Source organism: Sorangiineae bacterium MSr11367 (genome assembly GCA_037157805.1).
GTDB classification, from domain to species: Bacteria; Myxococcota_A; Polyangia; order Polyangiales; family Polyangiaceae; genus Pendulispora; species Pendulispora rubella.
The window spans coordinates 8893874-8915875 of sequence record CP089983.1; the positions used below are offsets into that span (position 1 = coordinate 8893874).

Here is a 22002-nt window from a genome sequence, read left to right on the forward strand (position 1 = left end):
GCTCGCTCGCGCGCACCTACAGGATGTGATATTCACACCTTTACCTAAAGGGGGAAAACTCATCCTATGGGCTCGGAACTCGTGCCCGGAACGGTCTTCGCCAACCGGTTCATCGTTGAGCGCGTTGCTGGCCGAGGGGGCATGGGCACCGTGTACCGCGCCCGCGATCAGGCGCGCGATGATGCGACGGTCGCGCTCAAAGTGCTCCCGTCCTTTGGCAACCATCGGCATTTTCTGCTGCGATTTTCCCGCGAGGCGTACATGCTCTCGCAGCTGCAGCACCCGGGCATCGTGGCCTACGTCGATCACGGCGTCACACCGGACGGGCACCCCTTCCTCGCCATGGAGTGGCTCGATGGCGAAGACCTTGGCCATCGCCTCGAACACTCCGGCCTCCGGCTGAGCGATACCCTCCGGCTCTTTCGCGGGGTGGCGGACGCGCTCTCTGCGGCGCACGGCCGCGGATTCGTTCATCGGGACGTCAAACCGGAGAACATCTTCCTTCGCAACGGCGCGCCGGATTCACCCATCTTGCTCGACTTCGGTGTCGCGCGGCTGGTGGCGTCCGAATTGACCGCCGCGGGCATTGCGCTCGGCACGCCGCTTTACATGGCCCCCGAGCAAGCGCGGGGCGACCGGGATGTCGGGCCCAACGCCGACGTGTTCGCGCTGGGGTGCGTGATTTACCAATGCCTGACGGGGCGAACTCCGGTTCCGAATGGCCACCCCACCGTCGTGTTGGCCAGCCTGGTGTTCGACGATTATCCGAAGCTCCGAGCGGTTCGGCCGGCCTTGCCCGAAGCCTTGGACACGTTGCTCGGGCGCATGCTCTCCAAGGATCCGCGGCAGCGGCCTGCGGATGGGCGCGCGCTGCTCGACGAGTTGAAGGCGCTGGATGCGCTGTCGGACGTATCGGCGCCGGAATGGCATGCCGAGCGCAACGTGAACATCACGTGCGAGGACGAACTGCAGCTGGTCAGCATGCTCTTGGTGGTCGAGGAGCGGGTGACGAACCTGCCCACGCAAGAGGAAGTGCTCAAAGGCACGAGCCGCCGATTGCAGCGGCGGGCCCTGGGCGACGCGCTCCGGGGTCGCTTCGATGCCCACGTCGAGATTTTGCTCGACGGCTCGATGGTGGTCGCCATCGCCCAAAGCCCGCGCCGAACGGCGAGCGATCAGGTCGCGCAGGCCGCGCGGTGCGCGATCTTTCTGCGCGAGCACCTCCCCTTGCACCGCATGGTGATTGCCACCGGCCGAAGCATCGTCGTCGAGAATCACTTGCTCACCGGCGAGGTGTTGGACCGCGCGGACACGCTGCTCGGTGACGTCGAGCGGATCGGGGCGTACGCGAACGACACCTCGCACGCCATTTGGCTCGACAGCATGAGCGCGCACCTGCTCGACGCGCAATTTCACGTGACGAAACGACCGTACGCGGGGTGTTACGTCTTGGAGTCCGAGCTGGGCATCGACGAAGCACGTCTTCTTCTCGGCAAGCCCGCGGCCTGTGTGGGCCGAGACCGCGAGCTCACCGAGTTGCAGTTGCTCCTCGACGAATGCTGCGAAGATTCGGTCGCGCGGCTCGCCGTCGTCACGGCGCCATCGGGCATGGGGAAATCCTGCCTGCGGCGTGAATTCGTGCGGCGCGTGCAACGAAGCCACCGGGCCGACGTGTGGATCGGGCGGGCCGATCCGACCTGTGGTGGCCCACCCTATGCGCTGCTTGCCGATGCCCTGCGCCGCCTCGTCGACGCGCGGGATGGAGACGACCTCGAGGCGCAGCAGCACAAACTCGGTCAACGTGTGCGGCACCATGTGCCCGCGCGCGAAGCCCAATGGGTCACCGAGCTGCTCGGCGAGCTATGCGGAATCGCCTTCCCTTCCGAGAGAAGCCCGCAGCTCCGGCAGGCGCGCATGGATCCGCGCAAGATGGTTGCGCAGACAACGAGCAGCTTCATCTCGTACCTGCGCGCCGAATCCAGCGCCCATCCGGTGCTCTTGGTCCTGGAAGACGTTCAATGGGCCGACGGCCCCACCTTGCGCCTCATCGACGCTGCCTTGCGCGACTGCCACGACAAGCCCGTGATGGTTCTCGCGCTGGCCAGGCCGGACGTCCATGACGTGTTTCCCAGGCTCTGGACCCAGCGCAAACGGCAGGACTTCCACCTCGACGGATTGTCCAAGCGGGCGAGCGCGCAGCTCGTCACCCTGGTTCTCGGGGCCGATGCGGCGCCGGAGCTCGTGACCCGAATCGTCGAACACGCCGCGGGCAATGCGCTCTTCCTGGAGGAATTGATCCGCTACGTCGCCCACGCCCCATCCGATGGCATGCCGGACACCGTGCTCGCGATCCTCCAGGCGAGGCTGCAAAACCTCGAACCCGCGCTGCGACGGGTGCTTCGCGCCGCGAGCGTCTACGGCGGCACGTTCTGGCGCAGCGGCATCGTCGCCCTGTTGGGCGAGCGCGCCTCGGCGCCCAACGTCGACGAATGCCTGGAGGAACTCGGCCATCGCGACCTCATCGTCAAATGCGTCACGAGCCGCCTGCGCGGCGATACCGAATACGCCTTCCGCCACGCGCTGGTGCGCGAGGCTGCGCACAGCCTGCTCACCGACGAAGCCTTGAAAGCGCGACACCGCGCAGCAGCGGAGTTCCTCCAAGCGCGAGGAGAAAACGATTTACGCGTACTGGCGGAGCATTATGCCCTCGGCGGGGAAGTCGAACGAGCGGCGAGTCTCTACGCGCGCGCAGCCGCGCAATCGCCGTCCGGGGGATAGCCCCGCCCCTCGGATTACGCCGCGTTTCGGCCGACGAGGCTCAGAGGGCTGGCTCCCGAAGCGAGGGCTCGCCGCTGCTCTTGCCAAGCTTTGACGAGGTTTGCCGCCTCATTGAAGTTGCCGGCCATCCAGAATCGGCCGAGGACGATTTTTCGAGACAGTCGCTGACCGGAGAGGCGCAATTTGAGGCTCTTGGTGAAGAGGCCCCAACCGAGTTTCATGAAATCGATATCGCCATAAGCGTGCCCCTCGACGCTCATCAGCGCATACCCGCCGAGCAGAGAGCGGTGCCGGAGGAGAAGAACGCGTTGGTTGGTTCCCACCACGAGAAAGTTGCGCCATAGAAGCGAGCCCGCCCTCGCGAGGATGCGGCTGTACCAAGGTTTTTGCACCCCGCGCATACGAAAGAGGAGGTGCTCTCCCGGAAACAACTGCGGACGAATGAGAGACAGCGCATGCTGCTCCGTAAATCGAAATGCCATGTCGTCTTCCTACGGCATTCTCGACCAACCCTTCCTCGACACTATTTTATATTTTAATCATCAACTGCAACGCCAATCGCGCGCCACGAGGGAAACATTTCTTCCCAGTCGACGAGGAGGGAGATGTTCGATCGAGGCTGCGTAAGGTAGCTGCAGAACGCCCAATCGAATCCCCGTCGGGCAATGAATACGATCATTAGCAACACTTCTCGAAAGCAGAAGGCACTCATCATGACCGTGGACCGATTTCTTCTCGCCACCAGTCTTTTCGCAACACTGACACTCCTTCCGGGCTGCGGAAAGAGCGATGCCGAACTTACGAAGAAGGCCGAGCAACTCGGCGAAGAAATGGGCAACAAGCTGGTCGTCGACATGGTCAAGAAGCAGCTGGCCGACGCGAAGGACAAGCACGCCCGTAACGAGAATGCCCATCAAGACTGTCTCGACTTGGCCAGGGTCGAATACGACGTAAAAAAGGACAAATCCGCCGAAGGGAAAGCCCTACTCAAAGACATTCATGTCTTCTGCGAACTCGAGGTCGGGCTGGCACGTCACGTCGCCAGCATCAAAGAGTCCTATGACAAAATGCTCGGAGCCCAGAAAGAGAAAGACCGCAGTTTCGAACAACTCTATTGGGCTGGTTTTACGAGCAATTGCAACATGGGAACGCGCGCGATGACCTACATCGAGGATGAGGAGGTGAAGGGCGACGCAAGGGCCAAAGAGCTCAAGTCGCAGATCGAGCAAATGTGCACGCCGGAGAATCTCGAGCGCAAAAAATACTTCAAGTAGCTCGCTTCACCTTCGTGAGAACCACTCGATCCCACCAAAAAGCATGAAATCCGCCGCGGGCCCAGGGCCTGGAGGCCTTGCGAGCACGTCAGTGACCTTCGCGTGATGCGCGTACATGGTCTGACCGCGGAGTAAGTGGCCCGACCGCCCCAATCCCGACTACAGTATCGGGGCATGAGCCGTGCGCTCTCCCGGTATCTTTCGGTGGCATTCGCGGTTTGGGGCATCACCGCGTGCGAAGTCGTGACCCACTCGGGCGACTTCAAGACGACGGTCGACTGCCCGGAAGGCTACCTCGCCTGCAGCGGGGCATGCTTCGACGGGCAGTTCGACCGAAATCACTGCGGCACGTGCGACTCGGCCTGCACATCGGGGACGGTCTGCTCAGAGGGAAGCTGCGGAACCCAGTGCACCGCCGGAACGACGCTCTGTAATTCGTCGTGCGTCAATACCGCGTCGGATCCCTCCAACTGCGGCACGTGCGGCAAGGCATGCGAGAAGGGCACCATCTGCTCGCGCGGGACGTGCGCATCCGGGTGCGTGGGCGGCCAAGTGGCCTGCGACGGCGTGTGCCGCGATCCCCAGAGCGACCCGAGAAACTGCGGCACGTGCGGGCACGCTTGCGCCGGCGCGGAGGTGTGCATCAATGGCAAGTGCCTGAGCGGGAATTGCGCGCTCTACGGACTCACCCGCTGCGGACTCGGCACGTGCGTCGACACGAAGTACGATCCGAACTACTGCGGCGGGTGCAACAAAGCGTGCAAATCCGATCAGTTGTGCGACAACGGAAACTGTGTGGTCGTATGCGGCGAAGGTGAGACCAACTGCGACAACACCTGCGTCAATCTGACGAACGACGATAAGAACTGCGGCGCCTGCAAGAAAGTATGCGCTCATGGTGGATGCACCAACTCGGTGTGTCCGTGAAGATGGCGCCCGCACAAGCAACCGAGGCCTTCGAGCCGAGCATCGGAGCGACCCTCAACGAGCGCTACGAACTCGAGGCGTGCATCGGCGTCGGAGGGATGGGCGAGGTCTGGCGCGCAAAAGACAAATCGCTGCGGCGCCAAGTGGCGATCAAGTTCCTTTCCGGTGCGCTGGCCCAGAAGGAAGAGACGCGCGACCGCTTCCTCGTCGAAGCCCAGGTCACCGCCCAGTTGAACTCGCGGCATGCCGTGCACGTGTACGACTTCGGGGTAACCGTGGATGGGCACCCTTACTTCGTGCTCGAGCTGCTGAACGGCGAAACGTTGGCGAAACGCCTCGAGCGGACTGGCAAGCTCGATGCCGAAACGACCGTCATCATCTTGCAAAAAGCGGCGCGTGCACTTTCCCGCGCCCACGCGTTGCGCATCGTTCACCGCGACTTCAAACCCGACAATATCTTTCTCACGGTGAGCGAGGAAGGCGACGACCACGGCGAAGAGGTCAAGGTCGTGGACTTCGGCATCGCCAAGCTGATTGGCACCCTGGAGGAGGCCCGGTCATCGGTGACCCCGGAAGATCTCGCCGTCCAGGCGGGTCGCACCCTGACGCGCACGAACGGGTTGGTGGGCACGCCGCAATACATGTCGCCCGAGCAGATTCGCCAGCAGAACATGGGACCGTCGGTGGACATTTGGGCGCTCGGGGTGGTGGCCTTCGAGTGCTTGACCGGATCCACGCCCTTCAGCGCGCCGAATGTGCTCGGACTCTTCGCGAACATTCAGCTCGGAAAGTCGGCTTCGGCGCACGAGCTCCATCCGGATGTACCGGCGGCGTTCGATGCGTGGTTCAAGCGGGCTACGGCGCTCGAAGCGGCGGATCGATTTGCGGATCCGAATCGGGCCATCACCGAATTGGCCAAGGCCATTCTCCCGGCGCCGGTGATCGAACGGCGCAGACCGTCACGCGCATGGGCGGCGTTGGCCGCCGTCGCACTCGTGACGGTGGGGGTCCTCGGTGTTCTGCGGATGCGGCGGCACGAGGAAGCGCCGCCTTCCCGCGAGCCATCGGCGATGCCGACGATGACCGCGAGCACGACGCAACCTGCACCCGTGGCGCCCGTGGCGCCGGGGCCTTCGGCTTCGGCGCGCGAGGCCGCACTGTCCGCGTCCGCCGCAGCGTCCACGTCGCCGGCGCCAAAGGCTTCTGCCGGTGCGGGCAAAGGGCGCGGTCGCTCACCGCGCGACGTGCCCCCCGCCGAGCCGTCCGCCACGAGCAAAGCGACCAGCTCGGCCGCACCGCCACCTCGACCTCCTTCGCCGTCGTCTTCGTCTCCTTTCACCCTTCCCCCGCTCGGCATATGACGCGCACCGTTCTTCGTTTGGGCGCCGCACTCGTCTTCCTGTCGGCCCCCGTCCACGCGCAAACGCCCTCCCCGCAAGAGGATCCGCGGGCCCGGGCGCGCGCGATCGCGGGCGCGGGCGATGCGCAATTTGCCGCGGGCCGGTGCGATCGCGCCATTCGGCTGTGGAAGGAAGCCGACGCCATCTTTCCCGCTCCGACCATCGAGCTTCGCGTCGCCCACTGCCAAGCGCTGCTGGGGCACGTCGTGGAGGCGAGCACCACGCTCGAAGGCATCGTCGGGTCCAAGCTCGCAGCCGATGCGCCGGAGGCGTTCGTCATGGCCAAGAGCCAGGCCGCCACCGAACTTCCCACCCTGAAGGCGCGCATCGCCACGCTCACCATCGAGCGACGCACGCCCAAGCATGCGCACATCGACGAGGTTCTCATCGACGATGAAAAGATGCCGCTGGACAAAGCCAGCTACCCCATCGACCCGGGGAAGCATCGCCTCCGCATCCGGCAGGGCAAGGAAGTCTGGGAGAGGTCCATCGAGCTCGAGGATGGCGAGAAGCGAACGATGGTGGCCTCCGTGATGCTCGAACCGGCGCCGCCCCCACCGAAGCCCGGACGAACCGCGTCCTACATTTTGGGCGGGACCGGTCTCGCACTGGCCGCGGTGGGGGGCATCCTCGGCCTGACGGCCATGGGGGATTCGGACGACCTCACCCGCGACTGCGGATCGAACCGAAACGAGTGCGCCCCGCACGATCAGTCGCGCATCGATTCCCTCAAGACGAAAGCGCTCCTCACCGACCTATTCCTCGGGGCGGGCATCGTGACCCTGGGGGTCTCCGGGTTCCTCTTTTGGCGAAGCACACGGGTCGAACGCGAACCACCGCGCCTGCGACTCACGGTCACGGGAGGCGCGGCCCTGGTCGAGGGGCGCTTCTAACGGCTTACGCGCGGCCGCCGACGCCGCGCACCAGGTGGCGCTGGGCCGCTGCGAAAAGGGCCATCACGGGCAAGGACAAGATGACATTGCCCGCCATGACGATGTGCCATCGCATGCCCGTGCCCTGCTCCCGCAAGAGAGCGACACCGAGCGGCAAGGTGCGAACGTCGTCGTTGGTGGTCATGACCAGCGGCCAAAAGTAATCGTTGTAATGGAAGACGAAGCTCACCAGAAAGAGCGAGACCAAGGTGGGCGCAAGGACGGGACCGAGAATGCGATAAATGATGGTCGCTTCGGATGCGCCGTCGAGACGGGCCGCTTCGATGATCTCGTCGGGTACGGATGCGAGGGCTTGCCGCACCATGAAGGTTCCAAGCGCGCTCACCGCAAAGGGCAGCACCAGGGCCGGCATCGTATTGACGAGGCCCGCCTTCGCGAACAAGAGAAATACCGGCACGAACGTGACCTGCGCGGGCACCAGGAGGCACGCGAGAACGAGGCCGAAGGCCACGCGCCGCCCCGCGAAGTGGAGCTTCGCGAGGGCGTAGCCGGCCGGGAGCGCGAGGACGATCTGCAGCAAGGCGATGGAGACCGCCATGGCCAAGGTCACGAGCATGTAGTGCCCGACCGGGATCGCACTGAATACTTCGCGGTAGGCGGCGGCGGTGGGGCTCTTGGGCACGAGCCCCGCGGGGTGCTCAAGGACTTCGGACAGCGGCTTGAACGAGGTCGTGACCATCCAGGCATAGGGTGCGAGCCAAACCAAGGCCGCCGCGCACGCGAGACCCATGCGAACGAGGTAACTGGCCCGCGGGTTCATGTGCGCCTCTCGCCGCGCGCGCGGGCTGAGGCCGACGCAGACCAGAAGCGAAATTGGAGACTCGCCACGGCCACCAGCACGACGAAGAAGATGACGGTGATGGCGCTGGCCTTGCCGATGCTCAAATCGAGAAAGACCTGCTCGTAAATCGCATACACGAAAAGCGATGTCGCATTCGCCGGGCCACCTTGGGTCATGATCCGCACCACGTCGAACGTCTGGAACGAAATGACCAAACTGGTCGTCGCCACGAATGCCGCCGTCGGGCGAAGGAGCGGCCACACCACGAATCGAAACCGCGACCAACGCCCCGCACCATCGAGCGCCGCGGCCTCCAAGAGCGAGGGCGGAACACTCTGGAGGCCGGCGAGGAAAACGACCAGCGCGTAGCCGGTGATCTTCCACACCGTCACCCCAGCCAAGGTGGCAAGGGCGGTATTCGGATCGGTCAAGAAGCCAACGCGGGGCAGATGCACGAACTTCAGCATGGCCGCGAACACGCCGTGGTCCGCATCGAGCAACCAGGTGAACAACAGCGCCACCGAGACCCAGCTCACGACGTAGGCGCTGAAAATCGCGGCACGTGCAAACGCAAAGAGACGCCCTCGTCGATTGAGGAGCACGGCGAGGCCCAAGCCGAGGCTCATCGCCCCCGCGACGACCATCACGCTGAACGAGAGGGTTCGCCACACCAGGTGCAGGAGCTCACGCCGCTCGGCGAGGGCGCGGTAATTGTCGATTTGGACGTAAATCGGGTCGGTGAGCAAATCCCACTGGAAGAAGCTTTCGTACACGGCGAGCCCCACGGGGAACACCACGAAGACCACGAGCAGGACCAGCGAGGGACCGAGCAGGATCCACGGGGAGCTCGGCGTGCGCGCCCTCATCGGGACCTCACCACCCGCGCCCGGGCCACGGCACGGGCTTCGGACATGACGGAGCGGGCATTGGTCCCGTCGAAGACGGCGCGCTCGAGACGAGGCTCCACCACATCGCGTTGAATGCGAAAAAGCTCCGTGGCCCACGGCCACGGTTCCACGTGCGCGAGCTGGGAAAGGGCAATTTCGTCGTTGGGGTGTTTCGCGTAATACCCTGTTTCGCGCAATCGCTGGACGGCGGGCTCGGTGACCGGAAGGTAGCCCGTGCGCGTCGCCCATTCGATGGTTTGCTCGGCGCCGCACATCCAGCGGAGAAAGCTCCACGCCGCCTCCTTCTCCTCACGGGGCGCCTGGCGCAGAACGGTGAAGAAGGTGCCGCCGGTGGGAACCGCAGGGCGGACGTCGTAAGGCAGATTCGCCGCGACCACCGGAAAGCGCGCGTTCTCCTCGAGGTAACGGAGAAAGGCCGTGCTGGTCCAGGTGATGGCGGCCTTTCCGGCGAGGAAATCTTGGTTCGTGGCCTGCCATGCGTTGTAGTCGCGACCCGGGGGCGGCCGCATCACCTTGTCCTCGTGAACGAGGCGTTGCCAAAACGCGAGGGCCTTTTCTCCGGCTTCACCGCCGAGGGTCGGGTCTCCATCGTCGCCCATCAGGGTTCCTCCGGCTTGTCCGACCATCGCCACCCAGAACCACCACGAGATGGGCACCTCGTACCCCCATCGCGCGCCCTCGCCCCGTCGTGTGAGCGCGCGCGCCGCCTCGCGGAGCTCGTCCCAGGTGCGCGGAGCTTTCAGCCCCTCCTTCTCGAGAATCGAGCCATTCAGGTACATGATGGGCGTGGAACGATTGAACGGGATCGCCACCAGCGAACGGGAGCTTCCCGTTCGCTCGCGCAGGTACGCCCCCGACTGCGCCAGCGCGGGAACGAAGGCGATGGCCTCGGCGCCTTCGTAGCCGTCGAGCGGCTCCAAGACTTGGGCTTCGGCGAGGTACGGGACGACCTCCCCCACGACATGGCTGAACGTCGGTGCGACCTTCGCGGCCAGCGCCGTGCGGAGCTTGGCGAGCGCCTCGAAGTAGTCGCCCTGGAACGTCGCCTCGACGCGCACCGAAGGCTGGCTCTCGTTGAAGCGTTTCACCAGATCGAGCAAAACTTCGCGGTTCTTGCCGCCGTAACTGAACCAAAGGGTCGCGATCGTTCGTCCGTCTTTCCGCGCCGGCTCTCGTCGGCAGCCCCACGCCGCACCCGCAGAGGGGAGCACCGAAAGCGCCTGCAAGAACGCGCGCCGCCTCATTCGACGCGCGCCCCGCCGTTCGCGGGATCGAAGAGGTGAACGAGCGACGGATCGAGCTCGAGCCCGAGGGTATCCCCCCGTTTGCGCGCATCGAACCCCGGGGAGCGCACGCGCATGTCGCATTGGCCATGGCGCACGAGCAGGTGGGTCTCGGCCCCCAGCGGCTCGACGGCCACCACCTCGAACGCATGGCCCGTTTCCGAGATGCGCACGTCTTCGGATCGCACGCCGACGTGGACCTCACGAAGGCGCGTACCGGCCGGCTTGGGGATACGAAACGGTCCGCAGGCGAAGGCGTCGCCGTCGAGCGTCCCGTGCAGCACGTTCATCTTCGGCGAGCCGAGAAAGGTGCCCACGAAGGATGTACTCGGCTTCATGTACACCTCGCGCGGCGATGCGAATTGAAGGACTTTCCCCGCCTGCATGACGCAGATGCGGTCGGCGAGGGTCATCGCCTCCACGTGGTCGTGCGTCACGTAGATCACCGTCGCCTCCAGGCGGCGCACGAGCGCGCCGATTTCGACGCGCAGGTCGGCACGGAGCGCGGCGTCCAAGTTCGAAAGCGGCTCGTCGAAGAGAAACACCTTCGGCTTGCGCACGATGGCCCGCCCCATCGCGACGCGCTGGCGCTCGCCGCCGCTCAACTCCGCCGGCAGCCGATCGAGGAGCGCTTCGATGCGCAGAAGCTCCGCCGCTTCGCGCACGAGCTTCGCGCGCTCCGGCTTCGCCACGCCGCGCATGCGCAGCGGAAACGCCAGGTTCTCGCCGACCGTCATTTGCGGGTAAAGCGCGTAGCCCTGAAAGACCATCGCCACGTCCCGCTCTTGCGGCGCGACGTTCTTCAGGTTCTTCCCCGACACGTGAATGGTGCCCGCGTCGGGTTCGTCGAGCCCGGCGATGAGCCGCAACGTCGTCGACTTTCCACACCCCGAGGGTCCCACGATGACGACGAACTCACCGCGTTCGACGTCGAGGTTCACGCCCGCGAGCGCCGCGCCCGGGCTGTCGGGGTAGCGCTTGTGGATCTGGTCGAGCGCAACCTCGGGCATCTTACGCGTACCGCTCGCGCAGTACCTCGGCCGCCTTCACCATGTTGCGAAGCTTCGCATACGCTTCGTCGAGCGGGATATCGGCCGCGTTGCCCGGGGCGAAGCCACAATCGGGCGCGAGCACCAAGCGCTCTTTGGCCACGTGCTCCATGGCCTTCTCCACGCGACCGATGATGGTCTCCGGCGTGTCGATGACCTCCCCCCGGCAGTCGACGCAGCCGAGTCCGATCCGGAAGTGCGTCGGCAAATCGCGCAGGCAGCGCATGTCGCCCGCGGCCGGGATGGTGAACTCCATCATGAGCTGGTCGACGTCCAGCGCGCAGAGAGGCCCCATGATGCGATCGTACGACCCTTCACCGATCCAACCCTGCCGGCCCTTGTTTCGCCGGCAAAGATGCACGGCCTTCACGATGCCGGTCATTCCCGCGAAGACCTCATTGATGAGCGAGGCACAGTGCATGGCCTCCCGATCGGCGTCGGCAAAGGTCTTTCGCACCTCGGGGTCGACGAAGAGGCAAAGGTGCGGATCGTCGAGCTGCACGGTGTGGACGCCGGCCGCGGCGAGCGCCTCGACTTGTGCACGCAGGATCGGCACGATCGCGCGGGCGAAGTCTTCGCGTGTAGGATACACATTTTTGGAGACCGTCTCGTCCCACATCCGCACGCTGAGAAGGTACGGACTGGGGAGCGCGACTTTGACGGGACGGCGGCTGTGCGCAATGGCAAAACGAGCGTGGTCGGCCAGGATGCCCGCGTTGCCCGGCGTCACCTCCCCCGTCACCGTGTGCCAGTATTTTCCATCGCGCTTCTCGCCGGAAAGCCCGCGGGTGAAACCGCTCGCCACGTCGGAGATGACCCCGACATAGGAAAACCGACGCCACTCGCCGTCGCTCACGATGTCGACCCCCGCCGTCTCCTGCAGGGCGATGGCCAGCGGCACGGATTCGTCGAGGAGACGCTGGCGTTCGGCGTCACTCACCTTGCCTTCGTGGAACTCGTCGAAGAGCTCCTTCACGAAGAGGGGGCGCGGCATGGATCCGACCACCGTCGTCGGGAACAGCACGGGCTGGCTCATCGTGACTCCGTCCACCACTTGGTGGCAAACGACAGATCCTCGAGTGTGTCGAGCTCCATATACCCTCCGTGTGTGTCAACTCGGTGAAATGCGCTCCCATTTTCGATCATCGCTTGGAAGAGATCGATGAGGTAAGCTCGCTCGAACGTTCGGCCTTCGCGCCAAACGCGCCCTACCTGACCGGCGAATTGCGCCTCGGCCGCGTCGAACGCGGCGAGCAGCTCCCTTGCCCCCTCGCGCGAGAACTTCGTCACGCCGATGAACTCTCCCTGCGCGGCCTCCGGCTCGATGGTGCGCGAGAGCTCGAGGATGCGGTCACCGTCGGCGCGGAGCTTTTCGCCGTCGGTCTCGGGGTGCTGGGTCCGATCCCGGTAGCGGCGCCGCCAATCGGTATCGCACGCGAGCACCTTGTCGTGTGGGGAGGTGACCAGCTTCTTCACGACCGAGCCCCGGTAGATGATGTCGGTGTACGAGGAGAGAAAGCCCTCCGCCATGTGCTGGCGCGCGCACAATAGCGACAGCAGAATATTGTTGGATTCCCAGTTCCGGTTCTCCACGTAGGTAAACTCGGGGTAGCGCGCGCGGATCACGTCGGCGTGGTAGCCGCAGACGAAGACGATATCTCGCTTCTGGTAGCCGGCCTCGGCAAGGGCTTCCAGGATCCAGTCGAGCATGGGGCGCCCCATCGCCTCCACCAGCGTCTTCGGGACTTCTTCCGTCATGTGGGCGAGCCGGCTTCCGCGACCGGCACCGATCAAGATCGGACGCATGATGACCTCACGGCTTTCATCCTATTTCTCGTATCACACGCTACGTCTAAACTCTCCCCCATGCCCACTCTGACGCTCGGGATCGTGACCGATCTGCATTTCGGCCCCGAGGCTCACTTTCGAGGAAAGCTCCGGAAGTTGACCCACCACGCGGCGGCCCTCACGGAAGCGTTCGTCGATCGGATGAACCGCGAGATCCAGCCCGACCTGATCGTCAACCTCGGCGACGATATCGAAGACGAGAGTCGCGAGGCCGATCGGGTGCGGTACGCCGAATGCCAATCGATCCTGCGTAAGGCACAGGCGCCGCTGCTCAACGTGGCCGGCAATCACGACCTGGTGAATCTCACGCGCGGAGATCTGGTCGAGACCTGGCGCCACGAGGGGCCGCTCTACTACGCACTCGACCACGGAGGCTGGCACCTCGTGGTGCTTCACACCATCGAGCGAACAGATCAGGATATTCGCATCCCGAAGGCGCAACTCGATTGGCTGCGCGACGATCTCCAAAGGGCGTCCCTCCCCACCATCGTCTTCATGCATCACAGCGCGAGCGAGCAGGACCTGGACGATTCCCGCTGGTTCTCCGGGCGGCCCGAGCTGGCCCTGGTGGCCGAGCGCGCGGAGCTGCGGAGCATCTTCGAGGAGAGTCGGAAGGTGCGCGCCATCTTCAACGGGCATCTGCACCGGAATCACTTCGACGTCATCCGCGGGATTCCTTACGTCACCATTCAGAGTCTGATCGAAAACCTCGACGACGACGCCCCGGGGCGGCCCAGCGCCTCCCATGCCGTCGTGCGCCTCACCGAGGAACGCATCGTCGTCCGGGTGCACGGAAACGATCCCGCTCGCTACCAAATCGAGCTTTGAGGCTATCTCGGGTTCAGAAGCGCTGTGCCGCGTCCGCCTTGAAGAGAAACTCGCTCAACGCGTGCGCACGGCTCTCGAGCGACGGGAGAAAGATGTATTCGTCGCGCGTATGCATTTTACCGCCGCGCGGACCGAGGCCATCCAGGACGACGGTGCCCTTGGCCGCAAAGTAATTCACGTCGGCCGCGCCATCGGACCGCCTCGCACCCGCGGGGGTCGTTTCGATGGTCCCGAGCACGCCCAAGTAGGTTTCGATCCAACGTTTCGAAGCAGCATTGGAGGCGAGCGGCGGGCAATCGTCGGCGAGCGTGAACGACGTGGCGGCGGCTTGGCCCGATGCCGACTGGACGATGGATTCGCGAAGGATACTGCCGATCTTCTCGTGGACTTCGTCCCGTGATTCCGGCGTAGCGAATCGCACGTCCACCTTCGCCGACGCCCAGCCGCACACGATGTTGAACTTGTCCTGCCCCCCCTCCATGCGCCCGATGCTGGCGGTAACGCCCTGGGCGTAATTCGTCAAACGCTGGATGCGATCGAGTTTGACCGAAAGCTCGTGGCAAGCGTTCACGCCATCGGCGTGGGCCCTGCCGGCGTGCGCCTCCTTGCCCTCCACCCGAATCTGGTACCAGCGATCTCCGCGGCGGCTCTCGATGATCGACCCGTCGTCGAGTGCAGGCTCGAAGCCCAAAACCATGACGCTATCCTGGCCGAATTGGCGAAAGGTCTCCACGAAGCCCGAAGACCCCGTCTCCTCGTTTGGGGAAGAAACCACCCGAAGCGAATAATGCGCTTTGCTCTTCTTCTGCAGAAATCGCTCGAGGCCGAGCAGCGCGACGACGCTTCCACCCTTGGCATCGATGACGCCGGGACCTTTGGCGATGCTCGGATCGCTCGTGACTTCGAACGAGCTCCCGTCTTCGAAAACCGTATCGGCATGGGTCACGAACGTGATGTATCGCGCGTCGTCACCACGCCGCGTGGCCACCATGAGCTTGCCCGACGGGCCTTGCGCATTGGCTTGGAATTGCACCGAGAATCCGAGCTTGCGCAGGTCGGCGGCCATTCGCTCTTGAACGGCGTCCACCCCCGCCACGTTCCGCGTCCCGGAGGGAATCCGCACCAACTCCTGCAAGGCCTCGCTCCCTGCGTAGGAGTCCCGGGTACCTCTCGAAGGAGAAGGCTTTGCGGCGAGAACGGTCGTCGTGGGTGCCTGTGGTGGTCGTGCGCACGCACTAGCCAAGGTGAAGCCAAGGGCGAGGACGAGCACACGCATCCGGCGAACGTATCATCCCGACTGCCCCCTCCACATCTCGAGATGCGAACTTCCGTGGAATCGCTCGATGGCGTACGCGCGTTACCGCGTTCAACCATCGATGAGTGAATCCTTGCAAACGAAGTTCGGGCGCCGTCAGCTGCTGGCACGTGCCGGCGCCGTCATGGCCATAGGTGCGCTTCCAGGGTGCGGCGGGAGCCCCGTCGCCCGGCGACCTGCCGAGATCGGATTCAGGCCGATACGTGCCAGCGTCGATCGAATTTCGCAGATCAGCGTGTGCACGCGTCCCTTTCGCGCCAAGGGCCCACGGCTCGACGTCGAACGAATCGGGCAGAAGACCGTGGTCCACAATTATGGGCACGGCGGCAGCGGCTGGTCGTTGTCGTGGGGGTCGAGCGCCATCGCCGTCGACAAGGCCATGTCGAGCGGCGAGCGGGAAATCGCCGTGGTGGGCTGCGGCGCGTTGGGTCTGACCTCGGCGCTGCTGCTGCAACGGGCGGGGGCAAAGGTCACGATTTATGCAAAGGAATTGCCGCCGCACGTGCCATCCTCCTTCGCCTCGGGGCTCTGGACACCCGATTCGCGAATCTGCTTCGAAGAACATGCAACGGCCGAATTCAAGCAATCGTGGGAGCAGATGGCACGCACATCGTGGGGAATCCATCACAAATCATTGGGACTCCCTGGTACGCCGGTCGAATTCATCGATAGCTATTTCGTCTCGGATGATCCGGGGCCGAGACGCCGGCGCGTTGAAGCCGACGGGAGGCCCGCATTTGCCGAGTTGCAGCACGAATTGCTGAGCGACCTCACCCCGGCGGGCGTCGATTTCCCTCCGGGCACCCATACCTTGGGTCCGCACCATCTACGACGTAAAGCTCAGCTGATGTTCAATATTCATGGGTATTCTCAGATGCTCATGCAAGATTTCCGTTCGGCGGGCGGCCGGGTCGAAATCGCTGAATTTCATACGCCAAACGATTTTGCGAAAATTCGCGAGCAGACCCTCATCCACGCGACCGGGTATGGCGCTCGCGCACTCTTCGACGATCCGTCGTTGACGCCCGTGCGCGGACAAGTGGCTCGCACGGCGCCGCAACCCGACATTCATTATCGTCTTTTGTATCGAGGTGTATCCTTCGTACCAAGGCGTGACGGGCTCGTCTTTCAAGTCATTGGCGACGACGACTACTACGGATTCGCCGACGACACGGCGCAGCCGGACCACGCGGAAGCGGAGCACGCGGTCCATACGATCGCAGAGCTCTTTGCCTAGAAGCGCAGAAGGTCGGTCGGGCTGCCGGAAAGGTTGTCCTTGGTCCCCAAAAGGCCCTGTCCGATGGTCTCGTCGAAAAAGAAGAGACCTGTCCTCGAGTTAAAGATTCGTATTCCATGCCAAAATCGGTATTCCGCAAGATGACACGTCAACATCAGTGTTGGCCTACCGATTAGACCAGATCGTTTCATGGCACCCTCGAGGGCGGCGTCGAATGTCGCGTTATTGCCCCATCGTCCCTGCGTCATGAATTCGAGCCGGGAGGCCATCTTTTCCTGGTAATAACGCCACGGGACGGCCAACTCCGTCGATATGCTCAGGAGCCCGCGCAACGCCGCGAAGCGATCCGCCAGCGGCGTTGCTGCTTCCTGCTCCTCGAAGATGTCGCCCACGCTATCCATCGCAAAAGCCGTGTTCATGAACGAGGTCGATTGCACCCTCAGTGCCATCGAACTCACTCGAAAATCAGCCCCAATCGACACGCCGAAGGTGTCCCGGACGGATTCGGGGTGTCCCAGGACAGTATGAGCGCCGACACCAAACCCGCGTCCGCCCTCGCGCAGATGCACCCGGCGTACTTCGCACTCGTCATGGCGACGGGCATCGTATCGATCGCCGCGCACCTCCTAGGCCTGCGCATCGTCGCGGCCGCCCTCTACCCGTTGAACGTCATTTTCTACGTCACGCTCTGGGCGCTGACGATCGCGCGCGTCGTCTGGCATCGCGATCGTGTCGTCGCGGATGTCCTCCACCACGGCCGTTCCGTGGGGTTCTTTACCATGGTGGCCGCCACGTGCGTTCTCGGCTCGCAATCCTTGGTCGTCGCCGGCCTCTTCTCCATCGCAGTCCGGCTTTGGTTCGCCGGCATCATGCTGTGGGTCGTGCTCACCTACACCATCATCACCGTCCTCACGGTGAAGTCGGAGAAGCCCGCACTCGCCGAAGGCATCCACGGCGGCTGGCTCCTCATCGTCGTCGCGTCACACTCGGTCCGTGTGCTCGGTGCGCAGCTCGCGCCGCGGCTAACGTACGCGCCGCAGGCGCTCCTGCTCTCGCTCGCGATGTGGCTCGGCGGCTCGATGCTCTACATCTGGATCATCTCGCTCATTTTCTATCAGTACACGTTCTTTACGCTGAGCCCCAACGACCTCGCGCCGCCGTACTGGATCAACATGGGTGCTGCCGCCATCGCGACCCTCGGGGGCACGATGCTCGTCGCCGCCGCCCCGTACTCGCCCGTCCTCGAGCAGGTACTCCCCTTCGTCCGAGGCTTCACGATCTTCTGGTGGGCGACCGCCTCGTGGTGGATTCCGATGCTCGTCATCCTGGGCCTCTGGCGGCACGTCGTTCGGAAGTTCCCCATCCAGTACGACCCGCTCTATTGGGGGGCCGTCTTCCCGCTCGGCATGTACACCGTATGCACCACGCGGCTCGCACAGGCCATCGACGCGCCGTACCTGATTGCGATCCCTCGAGTCTTCGTCTACGTGGCACTTGGAGCGTGGTTCTTCACGCTCCTCGGGATGACCGCCACCGGCTTTAGGGTTCTCGCGCGTTCGCGATCGCCTTACGGCTGGCACCGTTGAAGGCCTTGCGCGCTCGGATCGGCGTCGAAGGCGGAGGTGGTATTCAGATTGACGGCCGGAATCCAGCCCCATTTGGCGTTGTCGTCGCCCTGCGTGTGGTACCAGGTCGTGTTGCCGCCGGCGTGCCGTTCGCCCGTTCCCCAGCAGTCGAACCAGCTGTAGGTGGTGCGAAGGTGATCGACGACGCTGCTCGAACTGGTCGTCGATGCGTACATCGAGGAGCCACCCACGTTGTTGCAATGCAACCGGCCGTCGCTCCGGACGAAGCAGTCATTGGACGAGTCGTACGAGATGGCCTGCTTGCCCATTTGCTCCCACGCCTCGCGAAATCCCTGCCTGCCCAGACGCTTGCTTTTGCCGCCGAGCGGATCGTTGATGTAGACGTAGTTGGTATCGAACCCCGTGATGACCACGGAGTGCTCGTGCCAGGTGATTCGAATGTCTCCCGATGTCGTGTGCCACGTCTCGAATTGCGAGTCCGCGAGCTTCACGAACCTTGCGTTGGTAATGACCCACACGGGGCGCCCTTTTCCGACGTAATCGGTGAGGAGCGAATCGAAGGTATTTCCCGTAAGGTCGCGAATCCGATTCGGTAGATACGTGTCGGCGAGACGCTTGACCGGCCCGTGGTACGCGCCGAATCCGTCCTTGCTGCTGTCGTACATATCCCCGACGAATCCGTCGTAAGGATTGCCGTGAACGCCGTTCGATACCCAGTAGGGAACTTTCTCGATCTCGGACGCCAGCGTCATCTTGTTGGCGTCGACGTCCAGGTAGTTCAACAGCATGGCGAGCGACGTGACTTCACATCCCCGAGGCAATTCCGGTTTCTGCTCGACGTAGGGCACGTCGAGCACGACGTACGCCGGAGCGGCCGCCAGCTGGCTGGCTGGCTGGCTTTGCCCCTGCGACAAGGCCGTTTCGACGGCCGTCGGTTGCTCGCCCTCGCCACTGCAGCCGACGACGGCGCCCGCGAACACGCACGAAGAAAAAAGCCACCCTGCTAGAGCGTTGCGCATTTCTACTCCCTATCACACGCACAGTCCCACGCAATCGAGATGAGCGCCGGCGTCGCTCCGATCGTACAACATCATTTTGCGCCGCGGCTGCGCATCATGAGCAGACTTTGCTCACAACGAGGTTGGGTGCGGATCCATCGAAATGGATGAATCCACACCCAAAGAACTTCATAAGATAAGATAAAATTCGTCAGCGATAGACGGAGTGGATCGATTCGAGGAGTGCGCGGTTCTCGCCGCCGATATCCTCTCTTCGGTTGGCGACGTAGTACATGACGTCGCCGCTCCAGTCATTGTGGCCAAGGCCGAGCGCGTGCCCCAGTTCGTGGGTGACCACACAGTTTCGCGTGAAGGTGTTGGGAGCGTAGTAGTCGTTGAGTTCGACCTTGGTGCCCCCATCGGCGAATGCCCCCGGGCCGGAGACGAAGTGGGTTAGTCCGACCCAACCCGTGTCGCCGTAGTTGCCCGAGTAGACGTTGACGCAATGGGTCCCGCCCCCCGATGGGCAGGCATTCCACTTGTACAGACTGTCGAGCCCCTGCACCTGGTTCCACTTGTAAACGGCGTTGTCCGTCGGCCAGCCGGAGCCCGAATGATCGTTGAATCCCACCTGGGGATGCCCCCAGCCATTGTTGGTCCAATAGGAGATTGGACACGTGATCGAGTGGGCCTGCCCGTACTGGCAATCATTGGGCGCCAACGTCGCCGCGGGAGCCGACTCGTGCCGGAGGACGCGCACGCTGTCCTTGCCGCTGCTCTGGCGCAGCGACTCGGCCAGCGCCTCGGGGGCAACCCCGGGCGCGGGATCGAAAATAGTGAAGCTCGTGGAGCCATCGGCCAAGGTCTCGACCTTCACCACGTCGACCGCGGCCGAAGCATCGGAATGCGCCACCGCGCTCGCCTCCGCACTTCGTTTCGCCGTGCGGGGCAGCTTTGGATACGCGTTCAAATTCGTTTCCGGACTCCTCGCCTTTGCGCCAGGGTCGATGGGGCCAGCTGCCAAGCTTGCCGCAGTCCCCGAAGAAGGCGCCTCGTCATTCATCGTTTCGGCCCCGGAGCTGCAGCCGACCACCAACGTCGTACACGCTGCCCCGAGCGCGTGAATAAGCACTTTCTTTGCCATTGTCGCGTAACCTCCACGGATTGAAGACGGCGGACGGCCCCTGCGGACTCTCTGCAAGGCAATCGCTTGCCGCTACCCGTAAGATACGTAGAAGTGCGATTTCGATATTTGGAAGGCGGATATTATTTCCAAAGAAAACATATGGCACTCCCGAATCCGTCAAGGAAGCTCAGCTATAAAACCTGCCACAGACGCGCCAATGCGTCATGAAATTCATTCAATTCGAGCCAATTAACAGGAGGGACGGATTTCGGCGGCAGGTATACCCGATTCCATCAACCTTGGTCGGAATCGATGAGCCTCTTCAAGTTGGCGGCCACCGTTCGATCGACGCGCGCGATGCGCTCGGCCGCTTCGATCACTCTCGGATCCTCTCGGTATTGCGCGAGGCCCGCCATGGGGTTGAGTCGTGTGGACTTGGCCCAATTGGCGACCGTTGGGTAGGCCTTGCGCGCGCGGTCGTGCGTCAAGGTCGCGAGGAACGCCGACAGATAGTCGCGATTGACATTCCAATAGGAAATGGCCGGACAAAGGCGGTTCTTCTCTTCGTCATTGGCGATGGTGGCCTCCACCACGGCCAGCATGGCGAATTGGTAACACACGAAGCCGAGTAAAAAGGGTTGAACGGTGACGCGCCCCGGCTCGAAAATCGGACGGGGCGGCAGGCGCCGCAGCCCCCTGGCGGCGCAGTGGATGTGCACCGTCTGAGCGCTCGTCCTGATACGCCCTTGGTCCAGAACGATCTCGTCGCGCTCGATCCTGCGCACATGCCCCATGCGGACGATATCCGTGATCTTGCGCAGCAACCCGACCTCGGCCTCGCCAAGCGAAGCACCACGCCACATCGTCGGAACGATCTGCGGATCGATGCGAAGGAAGTATCCCTCCGCCTCGAGATCCGTCAGGAGCTCCTCCACCGAAGATGCTCGCGCCATGACCTCGAGCTGGAGCGAGATGCCGCGGTAAAACTCCGGAAGCATCGTGTGCGGCTGCCGAAAACGGCGATTGGCCCACCACGAATCGCGCGGCTTGATCCAGCGGATCGCGGAAGGATCCACGCCCTGCTCGAGGAGCCAGACGCAGGAATCCAGCGCGGTCTTGCCGGCACCGACGACGACGAATCGCTCGGGGCGATCGCCGAGGTAGGCGATTTCGCCGGCGGGCACGCAGCGTACGCCCTCGGCCACCTCAAACGGCGGCGGGCTGGTCGCGGGAATGCTCCCCTCGACGTACGTGGTGTCGACCAGCTTTTTCCGGACGCGCGCGTGCCACGACGTTCCCGTCAGCTTCGAGACGAAGCGATGCTCCCCGACGTATTCGCTCATGGGGAAGTATCGAACGCGCCCGGTGGGAAGAAAGTGGCGCTGCATCACCCGCGCGAAATAGGCCCTCAGCTCGTCCGCGCCGGATAGCTCGTAATAGCCCGCATTCGTCCCCATCACGTCGAGCGCGTCTTCGCCGAGCGGCACCGAATGGACACCGTAGAATGCGGACGGCTGGTGAAGGCGCACGAACGGGTAGGCATGCAGCCAATGGCCCCCGGGGGCGTGCCGACGATCGACGATGGTGACCGTCGCATCCGAATGCGCGAGCAATGCGTCGGTGAACGCCATCGCCCCCGCGCCCGCGCCGATCACGAGGTAATCCGTTTCGAGCTCTTGGTCTGTCACGGATCGAGGATATCCAACCATCG

At 63.7% G+C, this 22002-nt stretch carries 20 protein-coding genes; 8 read left to right on the top strand and 12 right to left on the bottom strand.

The features are described 5' to 3' along the window. The first annotated feature begins 141 nt into the window (after nt 1-141). A complete protein-coding gene (locus LVJ94_33970) occupies nt 142-2778 on the top strand; it encodes a protein kinase (GenBank protein WXB01912.1) in 2637 nt (878 codons plus the stop codon). Nucleotides 2779-2792: 14 nt separating this feature from the next. Here the strand turns inward: LVJ94_33970 and LVJ94_33975 are convergent, their stop codons facing one another. Next, entirely contained in the window at nt 2793-3260 is a 468-nt protein-coding gene (locus LVJ94_33975) for a hypothetical protein (GenBank protein WXB01913.1), read from the bottom strand. Between the two features lie 231 nt (nt 3261-3491). On the opposite strand from LVJ94_33975, the gene LVJ94_33980 reads away from it, so the two are divergent. From LVJ94_33980 to LVJ94_33995, 4 genes are all read left to right on the top strand, one after another. Then, nucleotides 3492-4052, top strand: coding sequence for a hypothetical protein (locus tag LVJ94_33980; protein ID WXB01914.1), 561 nt, complete (start codon nt 3492-3494; stop codon nt 4050-4052). Between the two features lie 174 nt (nt 4053-4226). Continuing rightward, the gene (locus LVJ94_33985; GenBank protein WXB01915.1) at nt 4227-4979 is read left to right on the top strand and encodes a hypothetical protein; all 753 of its coding nucleotides are present in this window, start codon (nt 4227-4229) and stop codon (nt 4977-4979) included. Beyond that, on the top strand, nt 4940-6340 hold the full coding sequence (locus tag LVJ94_33990) for a serine/threonine protein kinase (GenBank protein WXB01916.1): 1401 nt from the start codon (nt 4940-4942) through the stop codon (nt 6338-6340). Before LVJ94_33985 ends, LVJ94_33990 begins: the two co-directional genes overlap by 40 nt. Beyond that, nucleotides 6337-7272 carry a hypothetical protein gene (locus LVJ94_33995; protein WXB01917.1) on the top strand — a complete coding sequence of 312 codons (936 nt, stop codon included), beginning with the start codon at nt 6337-6339 and terminating at the stop codon, nt 7270-7272. Before LVJ94_33990 ends, LVJ94_33995 begins: the two co-directional genes overlap by 4 nt. A 4-nt stretch (nt 7273-7276) precedes the next feature. On the opposite strand, the gene LVJ94_34000 is transcribed toward LVJ94_33995, so the two are convergent. The 6 genes from LVJ94_34000 to LVJ94_34025 are packed head-to-tail and all read right to left on the bottom strand — an operon-like array spanning nt 7277 to nt 13159. Then, nucleotides 7277-8092: a carbohydrate ABC transporter permease gene (locus LVJ94_34000; protein WXB01918.1), complete on the bottom strand. Its 816-nt coding sequence runs from the start codon at nt 8090-8092 to the stop codon at nt 7277-7279. Continuing rightward, on the bottom strand, nt 8089-8979 hold the full coding sequence (locus LVJ94_34005; protein WXB01919.1) for a sugar ABC transporter permease: 891 nt from the start codon (nt 8977-8979) through the stop codon (nt 8089-8091). Before LVJ94_34005 ends, LVJ94_34000 begins: the two co-directional genes overlap by 4 nt. Further along, nucleotides 8976-10265: an ABC transporter substrate-binding protein gene (locus LVJ94_34010; GenBank protein ID WXB01920.1), complete on the bottom strand. Its 1290-nt coding sequence runs from the start codon at nt 10263-10265 to the stop codon at nt 8976-8978. The genes LVJ94_34005 and LVJ94_34010 overlap by 4 nt, the downstream gene beginning before the upstream one ends. Continuing rightward, on the bottom strand, nt 10262-11314 hold the full coding sequence (locus LVJ94_34015) for an ABC transporter ATP-binding protein (GenBank protein WXB01921.1): 1053 nt from the start codon (nt 11312-11314) through the stop codon (nt 10262-10264). Before LVJ94_34015 ends, LVJ94_34010 begins: the two co-directional genes overlap by 4 nt. Nucleotide 11315: 1 nt before the next feature. Next, nucleotides 11316-12389, bottom strand: coding sequence for a cobalamin-independent methionine synthase II family protein (locus LVJ94_34020; GenBank protein ID WXB01922.1), 1074 nt, complete (start codon nt 12387-12389; stop codon nt 11316-11318). Continuing rightward, nucleotides 12386-13159: a phosphocholine cytidylyltransferase family protein gene (locus LVJ94_34025; GenBank protein WXB01923.1), complete on the bottom strand. Its 774-nt coding sequence runs from the start codon at nt 13157-13159 to the stop codon at nt 12386-12388. Before LVJ94_34025 ends, LVJ94_34020 begins: the two co-directional genes overlap by 4 nt. A gap of 60 nt (nt 13160-13219) precedes the next feature. Between LVJ94_34025 and LVJ94_34030 the strand changes: the two genes are divergently transcribed. Beyond that, nucleotides 13220-14029 carry a metallophosphoesterase gene (locus tag LVJ94_34030; protein WXB01924.1) on the top strand — a complete coding sequence of 270 codons (810 nt, stop codon included), beginning with the start codon at nt 13220-13222 and terminating at the stop codon, nt 14027-14029. Between the two features lie 13 nt (nt 14030-14042). Here the strand turns inward: LVJ94_34030 and LVJ94_34035 are convergent, their stop codons facing one another. Next, nucleotides 14043-15164: a M20/M25/M40 family metallo-hydrolase gene (locus LVJ94_34035; GenBank protein ID WXB01925.1), complete on the bottom strand. Its 1122-nt coding sequence runs from the start codon at nt 15162-15164 to the stop codon at nt 14043-14045. Nucleotides 15165-15417: 253 nt separating this feature from the next. Between LVJ94_34035 and LVJ94_34040 the strand changes: the two genes are divergently transcribed. Beyond that, entirely contained in the window at nt 15418-16581 is a 1164-nt protein-coding gene (locus LVJ94_34040) for an FAD-binding oxidoreductase (GenBank protein WXB01926.1), read from the top strand. Here LVJ94_34040 and LVJ94_34045 read toward each other — a convergent pair. Beyond that, the gene (locus LVJ94_34045) at nt 16578-17000 is read right to left on the bottom strand and encodes a hypothetical protein (GenBank protein ID WXB01927.1); all 423 of its coding nucleotides are present in this window, start codon (nt 16998-17000) and stop codon (nt 16578-16580) included. The two genes, LVJ94_34040 and LVJ94_34045, sit on opposite strands and share 4 nt — an antisense overlap. Nucleotides 17001-17105: 105 nt before the next feature. Between LVJ94_34045 and LVJ94_34050 the strand changes: the two genes are divergently transcribed. Continuing rightward, on the top strand, nt 17106-18167 hold the full coding sequence (locus LVJ94_34050) for a tellurite resistance/C4-dicarboxylate transporter family protein (GenBank protein ID WXB01928.1): 1062 nt from the start codon (nt 17106-17108) through the stop codon (nt 18165-18167). Here LVJ94_34050 and LVJ94_34055 read toward each other — a convergent pair. From LVJ94_34055 to LVJ94_34065, 3 genes are all read right to left on the bottom strand, one after another. Then, complete coding sequence (locus LVJ94_34055; GenBank protein WXB01929.1) at nt 18149-19186, bottom strand: C39 family peptidase; 1038 nt, start codon at nt 19184-19186, stop codon at nt 18149-18151. The genes LVJ94_34050 and LVJ94_34055 overlap by 19 nt on opposite strands. Before the next feature lie 190 nt (nt 19187-19376). Further along, nucleotides 19377-20309, bottom strand: a complete 933-nt coding sequence (locus tag LVJ94_34060) for a matrixin family metalloprotease (GenBank protein WXB01930.1) — start codon at nt 20307-20309, stop codon at nt 19377-19379. Nucleotides 20310-20584: 275 nt separating this feature from the next. Then, nucleotides 20585-21979 (bottom strand): NAD(P)-binding protein, encoded by a 1395-nt coding sequence (locus tag LVJ94_34065; GenBank protein ID WXB01931.1) that lies wholly within the window; start codon nt 21977-21979, stop codon nt 20585-20587. Nucleotides 21980-22002: the final 23 nt, after the last annotated feature.

What these genes read in the sequence shown, in the direction of transcription:
- LVJ94_33980 (WXB01914.1), top strand. Translation starts at nt 3,492, where the DNA reads ATGACCGTGGACCGATTTCTTCTCGCCACCAGTCTTTTCGCAACACTG.
- LVJ94_33970 (WXB01912.1), top strand. Translation starts at nt 142, where the DNA reads ATGGGCACCGTGTACCGCGCCCGCGATCAGGCGCGCGATGATGCGACG.
- LVJ94_33990 (WXB01916.1), top strand. Translation starts at nt 4,940, where the DNA reads ATGCGCTCATGGTGGATGCACCAACTCGGTGTGTCCGTGAAGATGGCG.
- LVJ94_34020 (WXB01922.1), bottom strand. Translation starts at nt 12,389, where the DNA reads ATGAGCCAGCCCGTGCTGTTCCCGACGACGGTGGTCGGATCCATGCCG.
- LVJ94_34015 (WXB01921.1), bottom strand. Translation starts at nt 11,314, where the DNA reads ATGCCCGAGGTTGCGCTCGACCAGATCCACAAGCGCTACCCCGACAGC.
- LVJ94_34005 (WXB01919.1), bottom strand. Translation starts at nt 8,979, where the DNA reads ATGAGGGCGCGCACGCCGAGCTCCCCGTGGATCCTGCTCGGTCCCTCG.
- LVJ94_34030 (WXB01924.1), top strand. Translation starts at nt 13,220, where the DNA reads ATGCCCACTCTGACGCTCGGGATCGTGACCGATCTGCATTTCGGCCCC.
- LVJ94_34000 (WXB01918.1), bottom strand. Translation starts at nt 8,092, where the DNA reads ATGAACCCGCGGGCCAGTTACCTCGTTCGCATGGGTCTCGCGTGCGCG.
- LVJ94_34060 (WXB01930.1), bottom strand. Translation starts at nt 20,309, where the DNA reads ATGGCAAAGAAAGTGCTTATTCACGCGCTCGGGGCAGCGTGTACGACG.
- LVJ94_34010 (WXB01920.1), bottom strand. Translation starts at nt 10,265, where the DNA reads ATGAGGCGGCGCGCGTTCTTGCAGGCGCTTTCGGTGCTCCCCTCTGCG.
- LVJ94_34050 (WXB01928.1), top strand. Translation starts at nt 17,106, where the DNA reads ATGAGCGCCGACACCAAACCCGCGTCCGCCCTCGCGCAGATGCACCCG.
- LVJ94_33985 (WXB01915.1), top strand. Translation starts at nt 4,227, where the DNA reads ATGAGCCGTGCGCTCTCCCGGTATCTTTCGGTGGCATTCGCGGTTTGG.
- LVJ94_33975 (WXB01913.1), bottom strand. Translation starts at nt 3,260, where the DNA reads ATGGCATTTCGATTTACGGAGCAGCATGCGCTGTCTCTCATTCGTCCG.
- LVJ94_34045 (WXB01927.1), bottom strand. Translation starts at nt 17,000, where the DNA reads ATGAACACGGCTTTTGCGATGGATAGCGTGGGCGACATCTTCGAGGAG.
- LVJ94_34055 (WXB01929.1), bottom strand. Translation starts at nt 19,186, where the DNA reads ATGCGCAACGCTCTAGCAGGGTGGCTTTTTTCTTCGTGCGTGTTCGCG.
- LVJ94_33995 (WXB01917.1), top strand. Translation starts at nt 6,337, where the DNA reads ATGACGCGCACCGTTCTTCGTTTGGGCGCCGCACTCGTCTTCCTGTCG.
- LVJ94_34025 (WXB01923.1), bottom strand. Translation starts at nt 13,159, where the DNA reads ATGCGTCCGATCTTGATCGGTGCCGGTCGCGGAAGCCGGCTCGCCCAC.